This window comes from Gordonia phosphorivorans (assembly GCF_042432625.1).
Lineage (GTDB): Bacteria > Actinomycetota > Actinomycetes > Mycobacteriales > Mycobacteriaceae > Gordonia > Gordonia phosphorivorans.
The window spans coordinates 1-19,570 of sequence record NZ_JBHLWV010000054.1 but is presented as its reverse complement, the minus strand read 5'-3'; the positions used below and the strand labels follow the sequence as shown (position 1 = coordinate 19,570).

The 19,570-nt window shown below is 69.0% G+C and carries 19 protein-coding genes, 1 tRNA gene and 1 riboswitch; of the genes, 13 read left to right on the top strand and 7 right to left on the bottom strand.

What is annotated here, in order from left to right:
* Positions 1–162 precede the first annotated feature (162 nt).
* The 10 genes from ACFFJD_RS17085 to lplAB all read left to right on the top strand — a co-directional run bounded on the left by ACFFJD_RS17085 (position 163) and on the right by lplAB (position 9,246).
* The gene (locus ACFFJD_RS17085) at positions 163–1,746 is read left to right on the top strand and encodes a class I adenylate-forming enzyme family protein (protein ID WP_382366350.1); all 1,584 of its coding nucleotides are present in this window, start codon (positions 163–165) and stop codon (positions 1,744–1,746) included.
* Positions 1,747–1,878: 132 nt separating this feature from the next.
* Positions 1,879–2,775: a ParA family protein gene (locus ACFFJD_RS17080; protein WP_382366349.1), complete on the top strand. Its 897-nt coding sequence runs from the start codon at positions 1,879–1,881 to the stop codon at positions 2,773–2,775.
* Positions 2,776–2,783: 8 nt separating this feature from the next.
* Positions 2,784–3,611, top strand: a complete 828-nt coding sequence (locus ACFFJD_RS17075; RefSeq protein WP_382366347.1) for a segregation and condensation protein A — start codon at positions 2,784–2,786, stop codon at positions 3,609–3,611.
* A complete protein-coding gene (scpB, locus tag ACFFJD_RS17070; protein WP_382366345.1) occupies positions 3,608–4,312 on the top strand; it encodes an SMC-Scp complex subunit ScpB in 705 nt (234 codons plus the stop codon). The genes ACFFJD_RS17075 and scpB overlap by 4 nt, the downstream gene beginning before the upstream one ends.
* A gap of 26 nt (positions 4,313–4,338) precedes the next feature.
* Positions 4,339–5,436, top strand: a complete 1,098-nt coding sequence (locus ACFFJD_RS17065) for a pseudouridine synthase (protein ID WP_382366343.1) — start codon at positions 4,339–4,341, stop codon at positions 5,434–5,436.
* A 5-nt stretch (positions 5,437–5,441) separates the two neighbouring features.
* Entirely contained in the window at positions 5,442–6,125 is a 684-nt protein-coding gene (gene cmk, locus ACFFJD_RS17060; protein WP_382366377.1) for a (d)CMP kinase, read from the top strand.
* Positions 6,118–7,575 carry a ribosome biogenesis GTPase Der gene (gene der / locus ACFFJD_RS17055; protein ID WP_382366341.1) on the top strand — a complete coding sequence of 486 codons (1,458 nt, stop codon included), beginning with the start codon at positions 6,118–6,120 and terminating at the stop codon, positions 7,573–7,575. The genes cmk and der overlap by 8 nt, the downstream gene beginning before the upstream one ends.
* A gap of 21 nt (positions 7,576–7,596) precedes the next feature.
* Positions 7,597–7,866, top strand: coding sequence for a GlsB/YeaQ/YmgE family stress response membrane protein (locus ACFFJD_RS17050; RefSeq protein WP_246996311.1), 270 nt, complete (start codon positions 7,597–7,599; stop codon positions 7,864–7,866).
* A 133-nt stretch (positions 7,867–7,999) separates the two neighbouring features.
* Positions 8,000–8,073: transfer RNA gene (locus ACFFJD_RS17045), tRNA-Pro, on the top strand.
* 123 nt (positions 8,074–8,196) lie between these two features.
* Entirely contained in the window at positions 8,197–9,246 is a 1,050-nt protein-coding gene (gene lplAB, locus ACFFJD_RS17040) for a lipoate-protein ligase LplAB (protein WP_246996309.1), read from the top strand.
* Positions 9,247–9,265: 19 nt separating this feature from the next.
* On the opposite strand, the gene ACFFJD_RS17035 is transcribed toward lplAB, so the two are convergent.
* From ACFFJD_RS17035 to ACFFJD_RS17025, 3 genes are all read right to left on the bottom strand, one after another.
* Complete coding sequence (locus ACFFJD_RS17035) at positions 9,266–10,360, bottom strand: AI-2E family transporter (RefSeq protein WP_382366338.1); 1,095 nt, start codon at positions 10,358–10,360, stop codon at positions 9,266–9,268.
* Between the two features lie 85 nt (positions 10,361–10,445).
* Complete coding sequence (locus ACFFJD_RS17030) at positions 10,446–11,597, bottom strand: threonine synthase (RefSeq protein WP_382366336.1); 1,152 nt, start codon at positions 11,595–11,597, stop codon at positions 10,446–10,448.
* Between the two features lie 58 nt (positions 11,598–11,655).
* Positions 11,656–12,741 (bottom strand): ATP-binding protein, encoded by a 1,086-nt coding sequence (locus ACFFJD_RS17025; protein ID WP_345313448.1) that lies wholly within the window; start codon positions 12,739–12,741, stop codon positions 11,656–11,658.
* A 103-nt stretch (positions 12,742–12,844) separates the two neighbouring features.
* Between ACFFJD_RS17025 and ACFFJD_RS17020 the strand changes: the two genes are divergently transcribed.
* Positions 12,845–13,240 (top strand): tautomerase family protein, encoded by a 396-nt coding sequence (locus tag ACFFJD_RS17020; protein ID WP_246996299.1) that lies wholly within the window; start codon positions 12,845–12,847, stop codon positions 13,238–13,240.
* A 130-nt stretch (positions 13,241–13,370) separates the two neighbouring features.
* Here ACFFJD_RS17020 and ACFFJD_RS17015 read toward each other — a convergent pair whose 3' ends face one another.
* From ACFFJD_RS17015 to ACFFJD_RS17000, 4 genes are all read right to left on the bottom strand, one after another.
* Positions 13,371–14,792: a bifunctional adenosylcobinamide kinase/adenosylcobinamide-phosphate guanylyltransferase gene (locus ACFFJD_RS17015; protein WP_382366333.1), complete on the bottom strand. Its 1,422-nt coding sequence runs from the start codon at positions 14,790–14,792 to the stop codon at positions 13,371–13,373.
* Positions 14,789–15,658: an ABC transporter ATP-binding protein gene (locus ACFFJD_RS17010; RefSeq protein ID WP_345313446.1), complete on the bottom strand. Its 870-nt coding sequence runs from the start codon at positions 15,656–15,658 to the stop codon at positions 14,789–14,791. Before ACFFJD_RS17010 ends, ACFFJD_RS17015 begins: the two co-directional genes overlap by 4 nt.
* Positions 15,655–16,617, bottom strand: coding sequence for a FecCD family ABC transporter permease (locus tag ACFFJD_RS17005; RefSeq protein ID WP_382366375.1), 963 nt, complete (start codon positions 16,615–16,617; stop codon positions 15,655–15,657). The genes ACFFJD_RS17010 and ACFFJD_RS17005 overlap by 4 nt, the downstream gene beginning before the upstream one ends.
* Positions 16,618–16,751: 134 nt before the next feature.
* A complete protein-coding gene (locus tag ACFFJD_RS17000) occupies positions 16,752–17,651 on the bottom strand; it encodes an ABC transporter substrate-binding protein (protein ID WP_382366331.1) in 900 nt (299 codons plus the stop codon).
* A 26-nt stretch (positions 17,652–17,677) separates the two neighbouring features.
* A riboswitch (cobalamin riboswitch) is annotated at positions 17,678–17,796 on the bottom strand.
* A 197-nt stretch (positions 17,797–17,993) separates the two neighbouring features.
* Between ACFFJD_RS17000 and ACFFJD_RS16995 the strand changes: the two genes are divergently transcribed.
* Positions 17,994–19,022: a fused (3R)-hydroxyacyl-ACP dehydratase subunits HadA/HadB gene (locus tag ACFFJD_RS16995; protein ID WP_382366372.1), complete on the top strand. Its 1,029-nt coding sequence runs from the start codon at positions 17,994–17,996 to the stop codon at positions 19,020–19,022.
* A gap of 139 nt (positions 19,023–19,161) precedes the next feature.
* Complete coding sequence (locus ACFFJD_RS16990) at positions 19,162–19,365, top strand: cold-shock protein (RefSeq protein WP_246996287.1); 204 nt, start codon at positions 19,162–19,164, stop codon at positions 19,363–19,365.
* Positions 19,366–19,570: the final 205 nt, after the last annotated feature.

Genomic DNA, 19,570 nt, shown 5'->3' with positions numbered 1-19,570 from the left:
GGGGGTCGATCGCCCCGATGGTAGGCCGCGCGGCCCGCCCGCATCCGCTCATCGGCCAGGGACGGTCCCCGCACAGCGAAAGTGAGCAAGCGCTCGGTCGGGTTGCTACTGTGGCCGAGACAACAGTTCCGTGGGGGGTAATCCATCTGAGAGGCCGTTTTCATGTCCGATCGTGTGATCTCTTCGCCCGCCGGTGACCTGTACGCGACGCTCGTCGACCGCGTCGCGCTGTCGCCGGACGCGACCTCCCTGATCGACGGTTCCCGCTCGGTGAGCTTCGCCGGGCTGCTGTCCGACGTCGATCGGGTCGCGGCGGGGCTGGCCGCGCGGGGGATCGGCCCGGGCGACCGGATCGCCATCGCCCTGGACAACCGCGTCGAATGGGTGCAGACGCTGCTGGCCGCCGCCCGGCTCGGTGCCATCGTGGTGACGCTGAACGTGCGCTACCGGGAGAGCGAACTGCTGTTCATGCTCGGCGACTCGGGAGCAACCATGCTGATCAGCGAGGCGCGGTCGGGGGAGTTCGAGTTCGCTCCGCTGCACGCATCACTGCGCGATCGGCTGCCGGCGCTGGAGACGATCGTCTACGTCGGGACCGACGAGGGGGCCGATCTGCTCGACTTCCGCGAGTTGTCGGCCACCGACCCCGCGGACGTCGCGCTCCCGCTGGATCCGGTGGATCCGGCCAGCCCGCTGCTGATCCTCTACACCTCGGGGACCACCGGCACGCCCAAGGGGGCGGTGCTCACCCATCGCAGTCTGCTGGCCTCGGCCGACGGGCAGGTCAAGCGCACCGGGATCGACGAGCGGGATCGGGTGCTGGGCATCCTTCCGTTCAACCACGTCGGCGGCGTCACCTGCACGCTGCTGGCCATGCTGCTCGGCGGCGGCCTGGTGATCCTGGTGCGGGCCTTCTCCCCGGCGGTGGCCATGAAGCTGGCCCGCGAGCATCGGATCACCGTGCTGACCGGCGTCCCGATGATGATGAAGCTCATGCTCGCCGAGCTCGCTCCCGGGGAGACGCTGCCGGTCCGCCTGGCGATCTCCGGAGGATCCAACGTGGAGCCGGCGCTGTTCCGGGCGTTGATGGCGGCCGCTCCGCAGGCCCGACTGATGAATCTGTACGGCCTGTCGGAGAGTTCGGGTGCGGCTGTCATGTCCGCACCCGATGACGATGAGCAGACGCTGCTGTCGACCCTGGGCGTGGTCTTGGACGGGGTGCAGGCCCGAGTGGTGGACGCGCAGGGGACGCCGGTCGCCGCCGGCGTCGACGGCGAGCTGCAGCTGCGCGGCGACAGCATCGCCGACGGTTACTGGGATCGGCCCGAGGCCACCGCCGCGACCTTCGTCGGCGGGTGGCTGCTGACCGGCGACATGGTGGTGATGTCCGAGAGCGGGCACATCGAGATGCGCGGCCGCAGCAAGGAGATGTACATCCAGGGCGGGTACAACGTGTATCCGGCCGAGGTGGAGAACATCCTCGTCGAACATCCGGCCGTGGTGACCGCCGCCGGAGTGGGCGCACCCGATCCGGTGCGCGGCGAGGTGGGCTACTACTTCGTGGTGCTGACCGGTCCGGGGGCCGCCGAGCCGGCGGAACTGATCGAACACTGCCGGACCCGGCTGGCCAATTACAAGGTGCCGGTGCACCTGGAGATCGTGCAGGAGCTCCCGATGACGCCGGCCGGCAAGATTCGCAAGGCCGAACTGCAGCAGCGGGTTCGGGGTGCGGTCGGCCACGGCTAGCCCCGTCGGGTCGTCCGCCGCGCTGGCATACGGCGACGGCGGGCGGCCAGATACCATTAGGGTGATTCACGAACGGGCGGGTAATCGCCTGCGAGCGTAGGCGGGATTCCGCCGGGGAGGAGCAGGCCACAGGTGAGCGCAGACAAGCCTGGAGTCACCGGTCAACTGCCCCTTGAGGGGACCGCTCCGCCCGAGCTCGGCCCCACCGGTCGGCCGTACCGGGACATCCCCGATCCTCGCCCGCTCGACAAGCACGGGCCCGCCAAGGTGATCGCCGTCTGCAACCAGAAGGGCGGGGTCGGCAAGACCACCTCGACCATCAACCTGGGGGCCGCGCTCGCCGAGGCCGGCCGCCGCGTGCTGCTGGTGGACCTGGATCCGCAGGGCGCGCTCTCGGCCGGGCTCGGGGTTCCGCACCACGAACTCGACGAGACGGTGCACAACCTGCTGGTGGCGCCGTACGCGGCCACCGACGACGTGCTGCTGCGCACCCGCGTGGACGGTCTGGACCTGTTGCCGTCGAACATCGATCTGTCGGCCGCGGAGATCCAACTGGTCAGCGAGGTCGGCCGTGAGCAGGCGTTGGCCCGGGCCCTGCATCCGGTGGCCGACCGCTACGACTACATCCTGATCGACTGCCAGCCTTCCCTGGGGCTGCTCACCGTCAACGCGCTGGCCTGCGCGGACAGTGTGCTGATCCCGATGGAGTGCGAGTACTTCAGTCTGCGCGGTCTGGCGCTGCTGACCGACACCATCGAGAAGGTGCACGACCGCCTCAACCCGCGGCTCACGCTCGGCGGCATCCTGGTGACCATGTTCGACTCCCGCACCTTGCATTCGCGGGACGTGATGGCGCGCGTGGTGGAGGTCTTCGGCGACGCCGTGTTCGACACCGTGGTCAGTCGGACCGTCCGTTTCCCGGAGACCTCGGTGGCCGGCGAGCCGATCACCTCCTGGGCCCCCAAGTCGGCCGGTGCGCTGGCCTATCGAAACCTGGCGCGCGAGGTCATCGCGCGCAACGAGCAGTAGCAGGGGTCATGCCCCCGACCGTGCTGCCCGAGCCCGTCGAAGAGGTGACCGGCTTCCAGGTGAAGCTCAGTAACTTCACCGGACCGTTCGACTTGCTGCTGAACCTGATCAGCCAGCACCGTCTCGACGTGACGCAAGTCGCCCTGCACGTGGTCACCGACGACTTCATCGCCTACACCAAGGCCCTCGGACCCGACGGCGACCTGGAGCAGACCACCGAGTTCCTGGTGATCGCGGCCACGCTGCTCGACCTGAAGGCGGCGCGCCTGCTGCCGTCCGGCGAGGTGGAGGACCCGGAGGATCTGGCGCTGCTGGAGGCGCGCGATCTGCTGTTCGCCCGACTGCTGCAGTACCGGGCGTACAAGCAGGTGGCCGAACTGTTCGCGGAACTGGAAGCGACTGCGCTGCAACGCTATCCGCGCGCGGTGTCGCTGGAGGAGCGGTATGCGGACCTGCTGCCGGAGGTGCGACTGGGCGTCGACGCGCAGCGTTTCGCCGAGATCGCGGCGGCCGCGATGGCCCCGCGTCCCACCCCGACCGTCGGCCTCGGACACCTGCACGGTTCCCCGGTGTCGGTCCCCGAGCAGGCCAAACGCGTGAGTGAGCTGCTGCGCGCGGCACCCGAGCACAGTCTCACCTTCGGAGAGTTGGTGGCCGACTGCGTCGACGGTCTGGAGGTGGTGGCGAGTTTTCTCGGGCTGCTGGAGCTGTATCGCGAGCGTGCGGTGACGTTCACCCAACCCGAGGCGCTGGGGCTGCTGACGGTGACGTGGACCGGCGAAGCCGACGCCGACGAGTTGGCCAAGGTGATCGAAGAGGCGGAGGACTACCAATGACGAACGGGCCCGACGGCGAGCTCGCCGACCCGACCCTCGACGACGAGGGGGAGCGGTTCCTCGACGACACCGAACTGCGCGGTGCGCTGGAAGCCGTTCTCCTGGTGGTGGATTCGCCGATCTCCACCGAGGAGTTGGCCGCCGTCGTCGATCAGGATCGGGTGCGGGTGCGCGGCGTGCTGCGGCAGATCGCGGCCGACCTCACCGCCTCCGGCAGCGGCATCGATCTGCGCTACGCCGGGGACGGCTGGCGCTATTACACGCGCTCGGAGTTCGCCCCGTACGTGGAGAGCCTGCTGCTGGACGGCGCGCGCAGCAAACTGACCCGCGCCGCCTTGGAGACGCTCGCGGTGATCGCCTACCGGCAGCCGGTGACCCGTGCCCGGGTCAGCGCTATCCGCGGGGTCAACGTCGACGGTGTGGTCCGGACCCTGTTGGCGCGCGGGCTGATCAACGAGGCCGGCGCGGACGGACAGACGCACGCCATCATGTACGAAACCACGGAATTATTTCTGGAGCGTTTGGGGTTGGCATCGGTGTCCGAGCTGCCCGACCTGGCGCCGCTCCTGCCCGATGTCGACGTGATCGACGACCTCGGCGAGGAACTGCTCGACGACCCGCGATTCGCCAAACTGGCGGCCGCGGCGGCAGAATCGGATACCGACACGGCGTCGGAGGTCCTGCGGGACGCCGACGAGTGAACAGCTGAACAACTAAAGGATTGACCATGGCAACCGCTAGCCGAGACGGCAGACCGGGACAGGGAGACGGCGCGCGCCGCTCCCGTTCGACCAACAAGGGCAAGGCCGCCGACGGCCCGAAGTCGGGGCGCAAGAGTGCCTCGGACAAGCGCGCCGGCGCCACCGGCGCCGGTAAGAGCGCAGGCGGCAAGGGTGCAGGCGCCAAGGGCGCTGGAGGCAAGGCCGCAGGCGGTAAGGGCAAGGGCCGACCGGGCCAGCAGCCGTCGAGCCGCAAGCCCCACCGCAAGGGTTCACGCCCCGATGTGGCCTCGGGCCGCATCCGCCTCAACAACGCCAAGCCCGCGCGTACGCAGAACGCCGACCTGCAGGGCGACGGCGCGGTGTACATCGAAGACGGCATGCGGCTGCAGAAGGTGCTGGCCGCCGCCGGCGTCGCCTCCCGGCGCGGAGCCGAGGAACTGATCGCGGCCGGCCGCGTCGAGGTGGACGGCGAGATCGTCGTCGAACAGGGTCTGCGCATCGATCCGTCGAACTCGATCATCAAGGTCGACGGCGCCCGCGTGATCATCGACGAGACCAAGCAGTATCTGGCGCTGAACAAGCCCAAGGGCTGGCAGTCGACCATGAGCGACGAGCAGGGACGCCCCTGCATCGGCGACCTGGTGGCCGAGCGCGTGATGTCCGGGCAGCGACTGTTCCACGTCGGTCGGCTCGACGCCGACACCGAGGGGCTGATCCTGCTCAGCAACGACGGCGAGCTGGCGCACCGGCTGATGCATCCGTCGTTCGAGGTGCCCAAGACGTACCTGGCCACCGTCCGCGGGCAGGTCCCGCGCGGCCTCGGCCGGGTGCTGCGCAACGGTGTGGAGCTCGACGACGGGCACGCGTCGGTGGACGAGTTCTCCGTGCTCGAACTGCACGAGGGCCGCAGTCTGGTGCGCCTGGTGCTGCACGAGGGCCGCAAGCACATCGTGCGTCGCCTGCTCGACGAGGTCGGCTTCCCGGTGGAGCGCCTGGTGCGCACCGACATCGGGCCGATCGCGCTGGGCAACCAGCGTCCGGGTAGCATGCGGGTGCTCGACAGCAAGGAAGTCGGCGCGCTGTACAAGGCGGTGGCGATGTGACCGCCGTGCTCGACGTCGTCGCGATCGACGGTCCCGCGGGCACCGGCAAGTCGACCGTCGCCGGGCAGCTGGCCCGGCGGGTGGGCGCGCACTACCTCGACACCGGCGCGATGTACCGGGCGGCCACGCTGGCCGTGCTGCGCGCCGGGGTGGATCCGGCCGACGACGCGGCCGCGGCGCCGGTGGTGGAGGCCGCGGACATCCGGGTGAGCGTCGGCGACGACGGTGACACCGTCGCCTGCCTCGACGGCGTCGACGTCTCCCGGGAGATCCGCACCGACGAGGTGACCGCCGCGGTGTCGGCGGTGTCGGCCAATCCCGTGGTGCGCGAGAAGCTGGTGGCGCTGCAACGCCTGCACGCCGTCGACGACTTCCTGGTGGTGGAGGGCCGCGATATCGGCACCGTCGTCTTTCCGACGGCGGCGCTGAAGGTGTACCTGACCGCCACGCCGGAGGCGCGCGCCGAGCGCCGCCACCGGCAGAACCTGGCCGCCGGCCGGGCGAGTGACCTCGACGAGGTGCTCGCCAGTGTGAACCGGCGCGACCACCTGGATTCCACCCGCGCGGTGAGCCCGCTGCGGCCCGCCGACGACGCGGTGCACGTGGACACCAGTGACCTGACCCTGCAGCAAGTGCTCGACCGACTGACCGAACTGGTCGGCGAGCGGATCGGAGTGCGCGATGTCTGAGAACGATTTCCCGCAGAGCGACTTTTCGGGCGAAGACGCCTTCGCCGACGACGGCACCTGGAGCGACGAGGCCGACTGGGACCTGTCGGACTTCGTCACCGACGGCGACGAGCAGCTGGCGGAGAAGCTGCCGGTCGTCGCGATCGTCGGACGACCGAACGTCGGCAAGTCGACGCTGGTCAACCGGTTCATCGGCCGCCGCGAGGCCGTGGTCGAGGACGTGCCCGGCGTGACGCGTGACCGCGTCTCGTACCCGGCCACCTGGACCGGCCGCCAGTTCATGGTCACCGACACCGGCGGCTGGGAGCCGGACGCCAAGGGCATGCAGGCGTCGATCAGCCTGCAGGCCGAACAGGCCATGCGGAGCGCCGACCTGATCGTGCTCGTGGTCGATGCGACTGTGGGCGCCACGGCGACCGACGAGGCGGTGGCGCGCACCCTGCGTCGTGCCAAGGTTCCGGTCCTGTTGGCCGCCAACAAGGTCGACAGCGAGCGCGCGGAGGCCGACGCGGCGACCCTGTGGTCGTTGGGCCTGGGGGAGCCGCACATGATCTCGGCCTCGCACGGCCGCGGCGCCGCCGACCTCCTCGACACGATCCTGGAGAACCTGCCGGAGACGCCGCGCGAGCGGTACGCCGCCGGCGGTCCGCGTCGTATCGCGTTGGTGGGCAAGCCGAACGTCGGCAAGAGCTCGCTGCTGAACCGGCTGGCCGGGGAGCAGCGCGTGGTGGTCGACGACGTCGCAGGCACCACCGTCGACCCCGTCGACGAAATCATCGAGCTCGACGGCAAGACGTGGCAGTTCGTCGACACCGCCGGACTGCGCCGCAAGGTGCACACCGCCACCGGCCACGAGTACTACGCGTCCCTGCGGACCCGTGGGGCCCTGGAATCGGCCGAGCTGGCGCTGCTGCTGATCGATGCGAGCCAAGAGATCACCGAGCAGGACCTGCGCGTGCTGTCGATGATCATCGACAGCGGCCGCGCGTTGGTCATCGTGTTCAACAAGTGGGACCTGGTCGACGAGGAGCGTCGCTACGACCTCGACAAGGAGATCGACCGCGAGCTGGCCCGCGTGCCGTGGGCCCGCCGCGTCAACATCTCCGCCGAGACCGGCCGCTCGGTGCAGAAGCTGGTGCCCGCGATGGAGGAGGCCCTCGAGTCGTGGGACCGCCGCGTCTCCACCGGCAAGCTGAACAACTGGCTCAAGGACGTCATCGCTGCCACGCCGCCGCCGGTGCGTGGTGGACGTCAGCCCCGCGTGATGTTCGCGACGCAGGCGGCCACCCGCCCGCCGACCTTCGTCATGTTCACCAACGGCTTCCTGGAGGCCGGCTACCGCCGGTTCCTGGAGCGTCGACTCCGCGAGGAGTTCGGCTTCGACGGCTCGCCGGTGCGCGTCAACGTGCGCGTCAAGGACAAGCGCGAACGGACCCGCAGCCGAAAGTAACTGCTGTGTAATACTTCCTGCATGCTGATCATCGGAATCATCCTCTGGGGAATGCTCATCGGCGCTGCGGCGCAATGGATCCTGGGGTCCAGCAAGGGCTCCGGCGTCAACTGGGGCATGGCCCTGGGCGCCGGTGTGCTCGGGTCCTTCGTCGGCGGCGCGCTCGGTAGCCTGATCGCCGGCGAGGGCTTCGCCTTCGAGCCCAGCGGCATCATCTGGTCGCTCGTCGGCGCGCTGATCGTCACGAGTATCTGGGTGTGGGTGGACCGCAAGAACGCGGATGCCTCGTAGGTCGCGGGTGCGTGAATCGCCTGGTGGTTTCGGGTGATTTCGCCGGTGCGAAGGCCGATTAGTGATCCGCGGGAGCGGTGCGCTAATGTAGTCCTCGCTCCGCTTGCGGGGTACGAAAATCCCGCAAGGGAAACGGGCTGTGGCGCAGCTTGGTAGCGCACTTGACTGGGGGTCAAGGGGTCGCAGGTTCAAATCCTGTCAGCCCGACCGTTTACGCAGATCAACCGCTCTCTCCGAATCTCGGAGGGAGCGGTTTTCTGCATCTCCCACCCCGTTCCCACCGGAAACGTCGGACACCGTGCGTCGTCGCCCACCGATAGGCTGGTCCCCGTGCATGCTGAATACAAAGTCCCGGGCGGCAAGCTGGTAGTGGTCGACGTCGAGGCGGCCGACGATCGACTGACGAAGGTGGCGCTGTCGGGCGACTTCTTCCTCGAACCCGACGAGGCGCTCGAGACCATCACCGACGCGCTGATCGGTGCTCCGATCACCGCGAACGCGGCCGCGCTTGCCGAGCGGATCGCGCAGGCATTGCCCGAGCACGTCTCGATGGTCGGCTTCACGCCCGAGTCGGTCGGCATCGCGGTGCGGCGCGCACTCGGGCACGCATCGAGCTGGCATGACCACGTCTTCGACGTCATCGCGCCGATGGTGCTGGAACCGGCCATGCACGTCGCCCTCGACGAGGTGCTGCTGCGCGAAGTCGCCGCCGGCACGCGACCTCCGACGCTGCGGTTCTGGGACTGGGACTCGCCGCTGGTGGTCATCGGTTCGTTCCAGTCGGTGCGCAACGAGGTCGACGAGGACGCGGCGCAGCGGCACGGCATCGGCATCGTGCGGCGGATCTCCGGCGGCGGTGCGATGTTCATGGAGCCCGGTAACTGCATCACCTATTCGCTGGTCGTGCCCGGGTCCCTAGTGGACGGGCTCAGCTTCGAGCGCTCGTACGAATTCCTCGACCAGTGGGTGATGGGTGCGCTGGCCGATGTCGGGATCAAGGCCAGCTACGTGCCGATCAACGACATCGTCTCCGAGCAGGGCAAGATCGGCGGCGCGGCGCAGAAGCGGATCGTCGGCGGCGCCGTCCTGCACCACGTGACGATGTCGTACGACATCGACGCCGACAAGATGACCGAGGTGCTGCGGATCGGGCGCGAGAAGATCTCCGACAAGGGCATCACCAGCTCCGGTAAGCGGGTGGACCCGATGCGCTCGCAGACCGGCATGACGCGTGCCGACATCATCGACGCGTTTCTGGCGCACTTCCGCGCGCGGTACACCACACGGGAGGCGGGCTACACCGACGCGGAGATGTCGGCCGCGCGCGAGTTGGTGCGGGACAAGTTCAGTACGCCGGAGTGGACGTACCGCGTTCCGTGAGCGATGACGACCGCGGGGATCACGCAGGCGCGGTTCCTTCGGGATCGGGGGCGGGTTTCTTGTCGACGGAGTCGGCGATCAGGTAATTCATCCACCGCGTGGTCGGGTCGATGTCGATGAGCAGGCACTTGACGAGGATGGTGAGCGGGACCGCGAGGATCGCGCCGAGCGGACCGAGGATCCAGGCCCACACCACCAGCGACAGGAACGTCAGGGTGGTCGACAACCCGACCGCGTCGCCGATGAACTTGGGCTGGATGCCGGTCTGGATCACCATGTTGATCACGCTGTAGACGAGGATCACCAGGAGCATCTTCCCGGCGCCGCCGTCGAGCAGCGCGAGGAGAGCGGGCGGGATCACGCCGATCACGAACCCGATGTTCGGGATGTAGTTGGTGATGAACGACAGCAGGCCCCACAGGAACGGCAACGGTATGCCCAGGGCCCAGAGCGCGCCGGCGTCGAGCACCGCGACGATCAGACCGAACACGGTGCTGACGACCAGGTAGGTGCGCGTGCCCGCGGCGAACTCGCCGAGGGCTTTCGAGACGTTGGGGCGAATGCGATCGAGGATGGCGATCCGGTCGCCGAAGCCGATCGCGTCCATCGCCATGAACAGCGCGACCGTGAGGACCAGGATCAGGCCGGAGGTCGCCGACATCAGCCCCGACAGCAGGCTCCCGGCCGTCGAGATCAGCTTGCCCGCGTCGACGTTCGCGAGCATGTCGTGGATGCTGCTCTCGTCGATGCCGCGGTCGCTCAGGAAGCTGCGTACATCGTCGACGATCCCGTCGAACTTGTCCGCGTACTGGGGCATCAGCGTGGCCAGCTGCGCGATGGAGAAGATCACCGACACGAACAGGAAGATGATGATCCCGTAGACCCCGAGCAGAATCGCCAGCGCGGCCAGCCAGGCGGGACAGCCGCGTTTTCGGAGCCAACGTCCCAGCGGATGCACGGCGATCGTGAGCATCAGCGCGAGCACCACGGGGCCGACGAGACCGGCGATCGACCGGAGCCCGGCGACGGCGACGACGATGCACGCGAGACTGATCAGGACGACCACGCCGCGAGGCAACACGGATGGCTGACCGGCTTCGGAGGAGGAGTCCATGTAGGGAGTATGCGCCCCGCAGCAGGTGCGTTCGACGAAAACACGGGATTCGTGTTGCGCATCGACGCCCAGGCGTCTCGCCGACTCAGTACACGGCTGCGACGACGTCGGCAACCGCCGAGGCGGCCTTCAACCCCGACCCGGTGAGCAGCACGACCGTCGTCTCCGACGGCGTGATCGCGGTCGACGCCAGCAGCGACGAGTACGCGGCCGCGGCCGTCGCGCTGGTCGGCTCGACGAACAGCCCGCCTGCGCACAGGTCGTGCAGGGCGCGCGCGATATCGGCTTCGGGGACGGCGACGGAGCGGCCACCGCTGTCCCGGAGGGCATGGAGCATCTGGGGCAGTCGCAGGGGGCGGGCGATGGAGGTGCCCTCGGCGATCGTCGGGGACACCGGTCGCGCCACCGGCCCATCGGATCCCGCACTGAACGCGGCGTCGACCGGTGAACAGTTCAGCGGTTGCGCCGCGAACAGCCTGGGCGGTGTCGAGATCTGTCCGGCCGACGCGAGCTCACGGAACCCGAGCCAACAGCCCAGCAGGCTGCTGCCCGCCCCGACCGGAACGATCACGTTGTCAGGTGCGCGGAAGCCGAGATCTTCCCAGATCTCGTACGCCAACGTCTTGGTGCCCTGCAGAAAGAACGCCTGCCAGTTGTGACTCGCGTAGAAGGCGTCGCTCCCGGACCGGCTGCTCTCCGACCGGCGGATCGCCGCGTGCTGCGACTCCTCGCGCGGGCCCTCCACCAGCTCCACCGTCGCGCCGTACGCGCGGACCTGGTCGATCTTGCTCGGTGACGTGGACGACGGCGCGAAGATCGTGACGCCCATCCCGCCGGCCGCACCGTACCCGGCGACGGAGGCGCCGCCGTTGCCCGAACTGTCCTCGAGCACCGCTGTGACGCCCCGATCACGCAGGTACGACAGCATCACCGCCGTTCCCCGGTCCTTGAAGCTGCCGGTGGGATTGAGGAAGTCGAGTTTGAACAGCGGGCGACCGAGAGCACCCCATGCGCGTTCGAGCAGCGGCGTCCGCCCTTCGCCGAGCGTGATCGGATGCCCGAACTCGACGGGCAACGCCGCGCGGTAGCGCCACAGCGACGCCGTCGACGCGTCGATGTCGTCGCGCCCCAGACCGCCGCCCGGTGCGATCCAGAGCGGTCGTCCTGCGTCCGACCGCCACCGCGGTGCGTCGATCGGGTACTCGGTGCCGTCGATCGGATCCACGTAGTGCGCCATGTCCGAAAAGGTAGTCGGCGCAACCGGGTTCAGCGCCGAGTCGGCGGTGTCGGCCCGCTCAGCGCAGTGGCACTGCGACGTCGGAGCCGCCCTCCTCGGTGAGCCGCTTGCCCACCTGAATCAGCTGGGGCTCGGGTGCGAAGCCGCCGGCGAACAGCGCCTGGCCCTGCGTGAATCCCATGGCGCGTTCGAGGAGGTCGGCGGGTGCGTAGCCGAACGCCAGGCCCAGCTCGGCGAGGTCGTGCGCCGAACTCATCCGCATCAGCGCGAGGTTGTCGCACTGCGACAGGGCGTTGGGGTGCACCTTCGACGGCCGCTGCGTCGACAACAGCAGCCAGATCCCGTACTTGCGGCCTTCGGCGGCGATCTGGACGATCCGGTCGGTGAGCAGCTCTTCGAGCGGGGAGGAGGGCTCCGGTGAACACAGGTTGTGCGCCTCGTCGAGCACCACCAGGCGACCGACACGGTCGTGCCGGTTGTTCCACAGGTGCTCCAGGACGGCGAGCGCAGCCGTCTGCATCTGCTCCTTGACGTCGAACGAGCCGAGGTCGACGACCGTGGCGTCGGCCTGCGCGTCGACGACGGAGGTGACCGCTTCGTCGCCGTAGGCCCATATGTCCCACTCGGTTACGCCGAGGTTGTCGATCCGCAACGAGATGTCGTGCAAGTCGGGATCGCCGCTGCCACGCAGCCCGTCGATCAGCGCCTGCCCCTCCAAGTCGGTAACCCCGGAGCTCTCGGCGCGCAGCAGCGTGTTGTACTCCCGCTTGTCGAGGACCGGATCCAACTGCAGCAGCGCGGCACGGGAGCGGACGTCGAGCCCGAGGAACTTGACCTTGAGCTGCTGACCCTGGCCCGCCGCCGAGTGCAGGACGCGGATGTCGCGTTTCGCGAGTTCGGCAGCCTGCTCGTGCGGGGCGTCCTCGCGGATCTCGCCGATGCGGACGAAGTCGGAGTTCGGGTCCAGGACCACGATCGGCAGTCGGGTGTGCAGCAGGACCTGCTCCAGCAGCACACCGAGCGAGTACGTCTTGCCCGATCCGCTCTGGCCGCACCAGAACGTGTGTCGATTGAGCCGCGCGGGATTGAGCGAGGCGGGGGTCGAGGAGTCGAGGAGCGTGCCGATCGGCAGGTCAGAAGCCATGCGGTGAATCCTATTTCGTCGTCGTGGGGGCCTCGATACGGCGGGCGCTCGGTGTGCTCGCGCTCACGCCCGCACGCCGCGCAGGCGGTGATACCGTGCGTGGATGCCGAGTACTCAGATCGAAGTCCGTCGCTCCCACGCGCCCGCGGTGGAGACCGCCATCATCGACGCCGTGCACGATTCGCTGGTGGCCGCCTTCGCAATTCCCGTGCAGGACAAGCACGTTCGGCTGGTGGCGCATGAACCGCACCGTTTCGCGGTGCCGCACACGCTGAGCAGCCCGGAGCACTACACCCTCGTCACCGTCGACTGCTTCGCGGGCCGATCCGTCGACGCCAAGCGGGCGCTGTACCGGGAGATCGTGGACCGCCTCGGCGCGCTCGGGATTCCGGGCGACCACATCACCATCGTGGTGCGCGACCTCGACACCGCCAGCTGGGGGATCAGCGGCGGTCAGGCGGCGTGCGACGTGGAGTTGGGCTTCGACATCAACGTCTGACGGCGAGGCATGCGACGCCAGACGGCTTCGCTGTCATATAGAGGAACACCGTGGTCATATTGACCACGGTGCCCTCTATATGGCGGTGAACTGTTGATTTCCGCGCGCAGCGGCCGACTCTCGCTCAGATTCAGGGCAGGGGGAGGGTGCGGCCGGCGACTACCAGGACGACCTGCTCGGACTCCACCGACAGCCGGGTGTTGAGTCGTCCGAGTTCGTCGCGGAACACGCGGCCCGCGGCGGTCGCGGGCACCACGCCGGACCCGACCTCGTTGCTGACGGCCACGACTCGGTGCGGGCAGCGGCGCCAGGCAGCGATCAGTCCGTCGACTTCACGGTTTAGCTCGGCCATGGCGTGGGTCAGCGGAGCGCGGTCGCCGTCGTCGGACCGTTCGAGTGCGCTCCACAGTTCGTGGCGGTCCATCATCCCGGTGAGCCAGGTGCCGAGGCAGTCGATGAGGACCGGTCCGGCGGCTTCATCGAGGGCGGTGGCGACGTCGAGCGTCTCGGCGGTGCGCCAACTCGCGGGACGGCGCGACCGGTGCAGGGCGACCCGCTCGGCCCATTCGGCGTCGCCGTCACGGGTGCCGCCGGTCGCGATGTAGAGCACCGAATCCTGGTCGGCGAGAAGGGTTTCGGCGTGCACAGACTTGCCGGATCGGACCGCGCCGAGCACCAGCGTTCGCCCCGTCGGCGGCGACACCGCAGTCGCGGCCTCGTCCGGCAGGGGTAGGCGCATGCCGTCGACTCCGATCTCGGCGCCCCACTCGGCGAGGACCTCGGCCAACTGCGCGGGCGGGGGATTGTGGTGGCTCAGATGCACGGCGATGACGCGGGTGCCGGTGGTGACGGCACCGGCGCTGCGCAGGGCGGCCAGGGTGCGGGGGAACGAGTCGAGGTCGTGATGATCGGCGCCGTGCTCGATGAATCGCCCGAACGTCTCTTCCAGCAGAAGGAGATCCAGCTCGGTGCCGGTGAGGGCGTCCAATGTCGCGGCGGGCAGCGGCCCGGTGTCGGCGGCCCACAGCAGACGGGCCGCGCGATCGCCGTGTTCGTCGAGGGCGGTGACGTCGTACAGGACGGCGGGTTCGCCGAGGGTCGAAGTGTGCGCGGCAGTCAGGACGTGGACCCGGTAGTCGCCGTCGTTCCCGGTCAGCGTCACCTCGTCGCCGGCTGCAACCGGCCTCAGTCGCACGGGGTCGGTGTCGGCGATCCAGGCGCGGCAGGCAGCCAGTGCGGCGGGCGGGCCGATCACGTCGAGCGGGGTGCAGGCACCCGCCCATGACCGGATCAACAGGGCTTGCCCGGCGAGGTGGTCGAAGTGGTCGTGGGTCAGCAGCAGGTAGCGCACCCCGGCCAGGTCGACCCCGGCGTGGGTGGCCGCGGCGAGCACGTCGGGCCCGCAGTCGATCAGCACGGTGCCGTCGATCAGCGCCGAACTGTGGCCGCGTCGTTCGCCGGAGTCGCGGGCCGCGGTGCACGACGCGCACCGGCAGAACGGGTTGGGCCAGCCGTCGGCCGCGCCGCTGCCCAGCAGCACCACCTCGGTCACGACGACACCTCGGTGCCCGGCGGCGTCGCCGGCTCGGCTTCCTCGGCGTCCTCGGCCCGGTCGGACGCCGGTCGCTCGGTGCGCAGCGGCAGCACCACCGGCACGCCGTCGTGCAGGACGACGTCGACGCGTGCGCCGTACACCTCGCCGATCAATTCCGGATTGAGAACCTCGGTCGGCGAACCGTCGGCGAGTGCGCGACCGTCGCTCAAGAGGATCATGCGCTCGCCGTAGACGGCGGCCAGGGAGAGGTCGTGCATGGCGGCCACGACGGTGATGCCGTCGTCGCGGCGCATGTGTTCCACGAGGTCGAGCACCTGTTGCTGACGGCCGATATCCAGCGCGCTGGTCGGCTCGTCGAGCAACAACACCTTCGGTTGCTGCGCCAGTGCGCGGCCAAGGACAGCGCGCTGGAGTTCGCCGCCGGAGAGGGTGCTCGCGACGCGGTCGGCCAGCGGCCCGAGCCCGAGGCGGTCGACCACGTCGGCGACCACCTTCCGGTCCCGCGGTCCCTCGACACCGAAACGGGGGACGTGCGGGGTGCGCCCGAGGGCGATGAGTTCGCGGACCGTCACGCCGTCGGGCACGACGGGACGTTGCGGCATGATCGCGATCATCCGGGCGATCTCGCGCCGTTTGCTGCGGCCGATCCGCCGACCGGCGACGGTCACCTCGCCTTCGACGGAGGTGCCCGCGGGCAGCAAGCCGGCCAGTGCGTGCAGCAGCGTCGTCTTGCCGGCGCCGTTGGGGCCGATCATCGAGACCCATTCACCTTGCGTCACCGTCAGATCCACGGCGTCGACCACGGTGCGGCCGCTGCGCACCACGGTCAGCCCGCGGCAGGTCACCACGTCGGGGGCGCTCATCGGGCCACCCGTCCGCGGCGTAGGACCAGGAGGAAGAACGGCGCGCCGATCGCGGCGGTCACCACGCCGATGGGTAGTTCGGCCGGCGCGATCACCGTGCGCGCCAGCAGGTCCGCGCAGACCAGGAACACGGCACCGACGAGCACGGACAGCGGCAGCAGCAGCCGGTGCCCGGGCCCGACCAGCATGCGCACCGCATGCGGAACGACGATGCCGACGAACCCGATCAGTCCCGATACCGAGACCACCGCCGCGGTGCCGAGCGTGGCCACCGCGATGAGGAGCAGGCGCACCCGGACTGGTTCCACGCCGAGGCTGGCGGCCTCGGTGTCGCCGACGAGCATCACGTCGAGGGTTCGGCGGAAGGCCATCACCACCGCGAGGGTGATCGCCACGTACGGGACCACCACCTGCACCTGCGACCAGCCGTCGGTGGAGAGCCTGCCGAGCAGCCACGAGTACACCTGGCGCAGCGTCTCGCTGTGACGCTGCATCAGGTAGGTCTGCCCGGCGTTGGCGAACGCCGCGACCGCGACGCCGGCCAGGATGATGACCGTCTCGCTGCGACCGCCGCCGACGGTGCGCCCCAGCATGAGGGTGGCGGTCACCGCGGCCGCACCGCCGATGAACGCAGCGGTGGGCACCGCCGCCGAACTCATCGACAGCCCGGCGACGATGGCCGCGGTGGCGCCGAGGCCGGCGCCGGAGGACACCCCCAGCAGGTACGGGTCGGCCAGCGGATTGCGGAACACGCCCTGGTAGGCCGCACCGGCGATGGCCAGGGTCGCCCCCACCATCGCGCCCAGGACCACGCGCGGCATTCGGATCTGCCACAGGATGGCGTGCTGCTGCTGGGTCAGTCCGGTCGCGACGTCCACTCCGGGCAGCGCGTCGACCAGCGAGAGAAGGACCCCGCGCGCGGACAATCCGGCCGGGCCCACGAGGATCGCGCCGAGCATCACCGCGGCCAGCAACACCGCGGCTGCGGCGATCACCGACCACCGCACGCCGGGCCGGTCTTGCCACCGTCCGGGGACGGCGCGGGTGGGTCGGCCGCCGGGAACGGTCCCGGCGGTAGTGGAGTCGGTCCTGGTCACCCGACCGGTGCCGGTGCGGGCAGCTTGCTGAGAATGCCGCTCAGCTGCTCGACCAACTCGGTCAGGCGCGGGCCCCAGCGGGACGCGATGTCTTCGTTGAGCACGAACACCCGATCCTCGCGGACCGCGGTGATCTCATCCCATCCGGCGCGCTTGGCGACGGCCTCGGGGGTCACGCCGCAGCAGTAGGTGTCGGCCAGGAAGATCAGGTCCGGGTTGTCGGTGATGATCTGCTCGGCCTGCAGCTGCGGGTAGACCACGCCGCCGATCTCGGCGCCGGCGATGTTCTTCAGACCGAACAGGCCGTAGACGTGCCCGATGAAGGTGTCCCCGGCTGCGGTGAAGAAGGTCTGATCGAGCTCGTGGTAGTAGGTGAGCCCGGCGGCCTGCGGTGCCGCGGCGACCGCCTTGTCGATGCGCGTGGTCATCTCGTCGACCACCTCGGCGGCGGTGTCGGCCTCACCGACGGCCACGCCGATCTTCTCGATCTGGGAGTAGGCGTCGGCGACCGTCGTGGGCGCGGGCAGGTCCAGCACGGTGACTCCGGCGCGTTCGAGCCCGGAGACCACATCCGGTGCCAGTTCGTTGGACACCACGAGGTCGGGGGTGTAGCCGAGGATCGCTTCGAGGTTCGGGGTGTACCCGGACAGGTCGGTCTTCGGTGCGTTCTCGGGGTAGTCGGACTGATCGTCGACGGCCACCACGCGGTCCCCGGCGCCGACGGCGAACAGGGTCTCGGTGGCCGACGGGCTGAGCGAGACGATCCGGGCGGCCGCGCCCTCGGTGTCGGTGATCGGGCCCGAGCCGGTGTCCGACGAACACGAGACGAGGAGGGCGAGGGTCGCGAACAGGCCCGCGAGGGCCGTGCCGCGACGACGGAGTGTGCTGACTGTCATGACGGTATTCCTTCTTCCGAGGAATCAAGCCTGTTCGCCACGAAGCAGCTGACCTGGCTCATCCGCCTCCATGGGCGGCTTCACAGTTGCGGGACAGCGCCGGATTCGCACCGGACTTCACTGGACATCGTGGCCACCCGACCGGCGGTCGGGTGTATCGCGGGATTCTACCCGCCGATCGACGGGCCCCTCGAATCCGACGCCGGACGATCGGGACGCGTGGCGTCGGCCGGCTCAGGAGGTTCCTGAGATCCGGCGCACTCGCGGGGGTGAGCGCGTGAGGATTAGCAGCGGGACGGTACTACTATTCCCCCGAGAGTCAAGGGTTTGGAGAACAGAGATATGACGTCGTCGGAGAACACTGCGCTGGTGGAGCGGGTCGGGCACTACTACGTGGCCGACCACACCTATGAGGTCGGGCGGGAGAAGGTGCGCGAGTACGCGCGCGCCGTGCAGGACTACCACCCCGCGCACTGGGACGACGCCGCGGCGGCCGAGCTCGGCTACAGCGGACTCGTCGCGCCGCTGACGTTCACGTCGATCCCGGCGATGGCCGCCAACCAGAAACTGATGCAAGAAGTGGTGGTGGGTTACGAGACCTACGTCCAGACCGAGCAGTCGTTCCATCAGCACCGTCCGATCGTCGTGGGCGACGTGCTGACCACCGACGTCGAGCTCACCGCGGTGCGTCGGATCGCGGGCAAGGACATGATCACCATCACCAACACGATCGTCGATCAGCACGGTGAGACCATCCACACCATGCACACGACCGTCGTCGGTGTGTCCGCCGAGGAAGTGGATCCGCAGATCTCCGAGTCCGTCGCCAAGGTGATGATGCACGACGTCGACATCCTGTCGGTCGAGGCCGCGGCGGCCGACTACGTCAAGACCGTGCGGGAGGGCGAACCGGCGCCGCTGTCGCAGGCCGGCGCGATCCGCACCGTCGGTTCACGCTCCTTCGACGGCCTCGCCAAGGGTGACGCGCTGCCGGTGCGCCACAACGGTCTCACCCGTGGTGACCTGGTGAACTACGCCGGTGTGGCCGGCGACGCCAACCCGATTCACTGGGACGAGACCATCGCCAAGCTGGCCGGTCTGCCGGATGTGATCGCCCACGGCATGCTCACCATGGGGATGGGCGCGGGCGCGATCTCCGAGTGGTCGGGCGACCCGGGTGCGGTGAGCAAGTACGCCGTGCGACTGTCCGCGCCCGCGGTGGTTCCGGCCGACGGTCGCGGCGACATCGAGTACGGCGGGAAGATCAAGTCACTGGACCCCGAAACCCGCAGCGGCACAGTGATTCTGACCGCGAAGGCCAACGACAAGAAGATCTTCGGCATGGCGACGCTGGATCTGCGCTTCGCCTGACCTGCTGCGGAGGCGCCGAAACCGAGTGTGACGGAGAAAACTTCGCGTGAGGTGTTTCGGAGTGCGGTGTCGGTGTGACATAGTAAGTGGGCGGGTGACAGATCTGTGCCCGCCAATCTGAAGAAGGCAGTAAAACAGCATGGCACAAGGGACCGTCAAGTGGTTCAATGGCGAAAAGGGCTTCGGCTTCATCGCCCCCGACGGTGGTAGCGAAGACGTCTTCGTCCACTACAGCGCGATTTCGGGTAGCGGCTTCCGCAACCTCGAAGAGGCGCAGCGAGTCGAGTTCGACATCGAGCAGGGCCCCAAGGGTCCGCAGGCGACCAACGTCGTTGCGGTCTGATTAAGAGCTCTTAACACCAACGCCCCGGTTCATTGAACCGGGGCGTTCGTGCATCCCGGGGTCGGTGCGGTCGTCCCGCGGTCCCCGTACTCGCATGTCGGGGTTAAAGGCCAAAATGTGTGTATGGCCCGGGCGTGGCGTGGGGGTGTTCTATCGGCTTCGGCCTCCCCATCCGTGTTGGATGCCGTTGCCGTCTTCCCAGTTG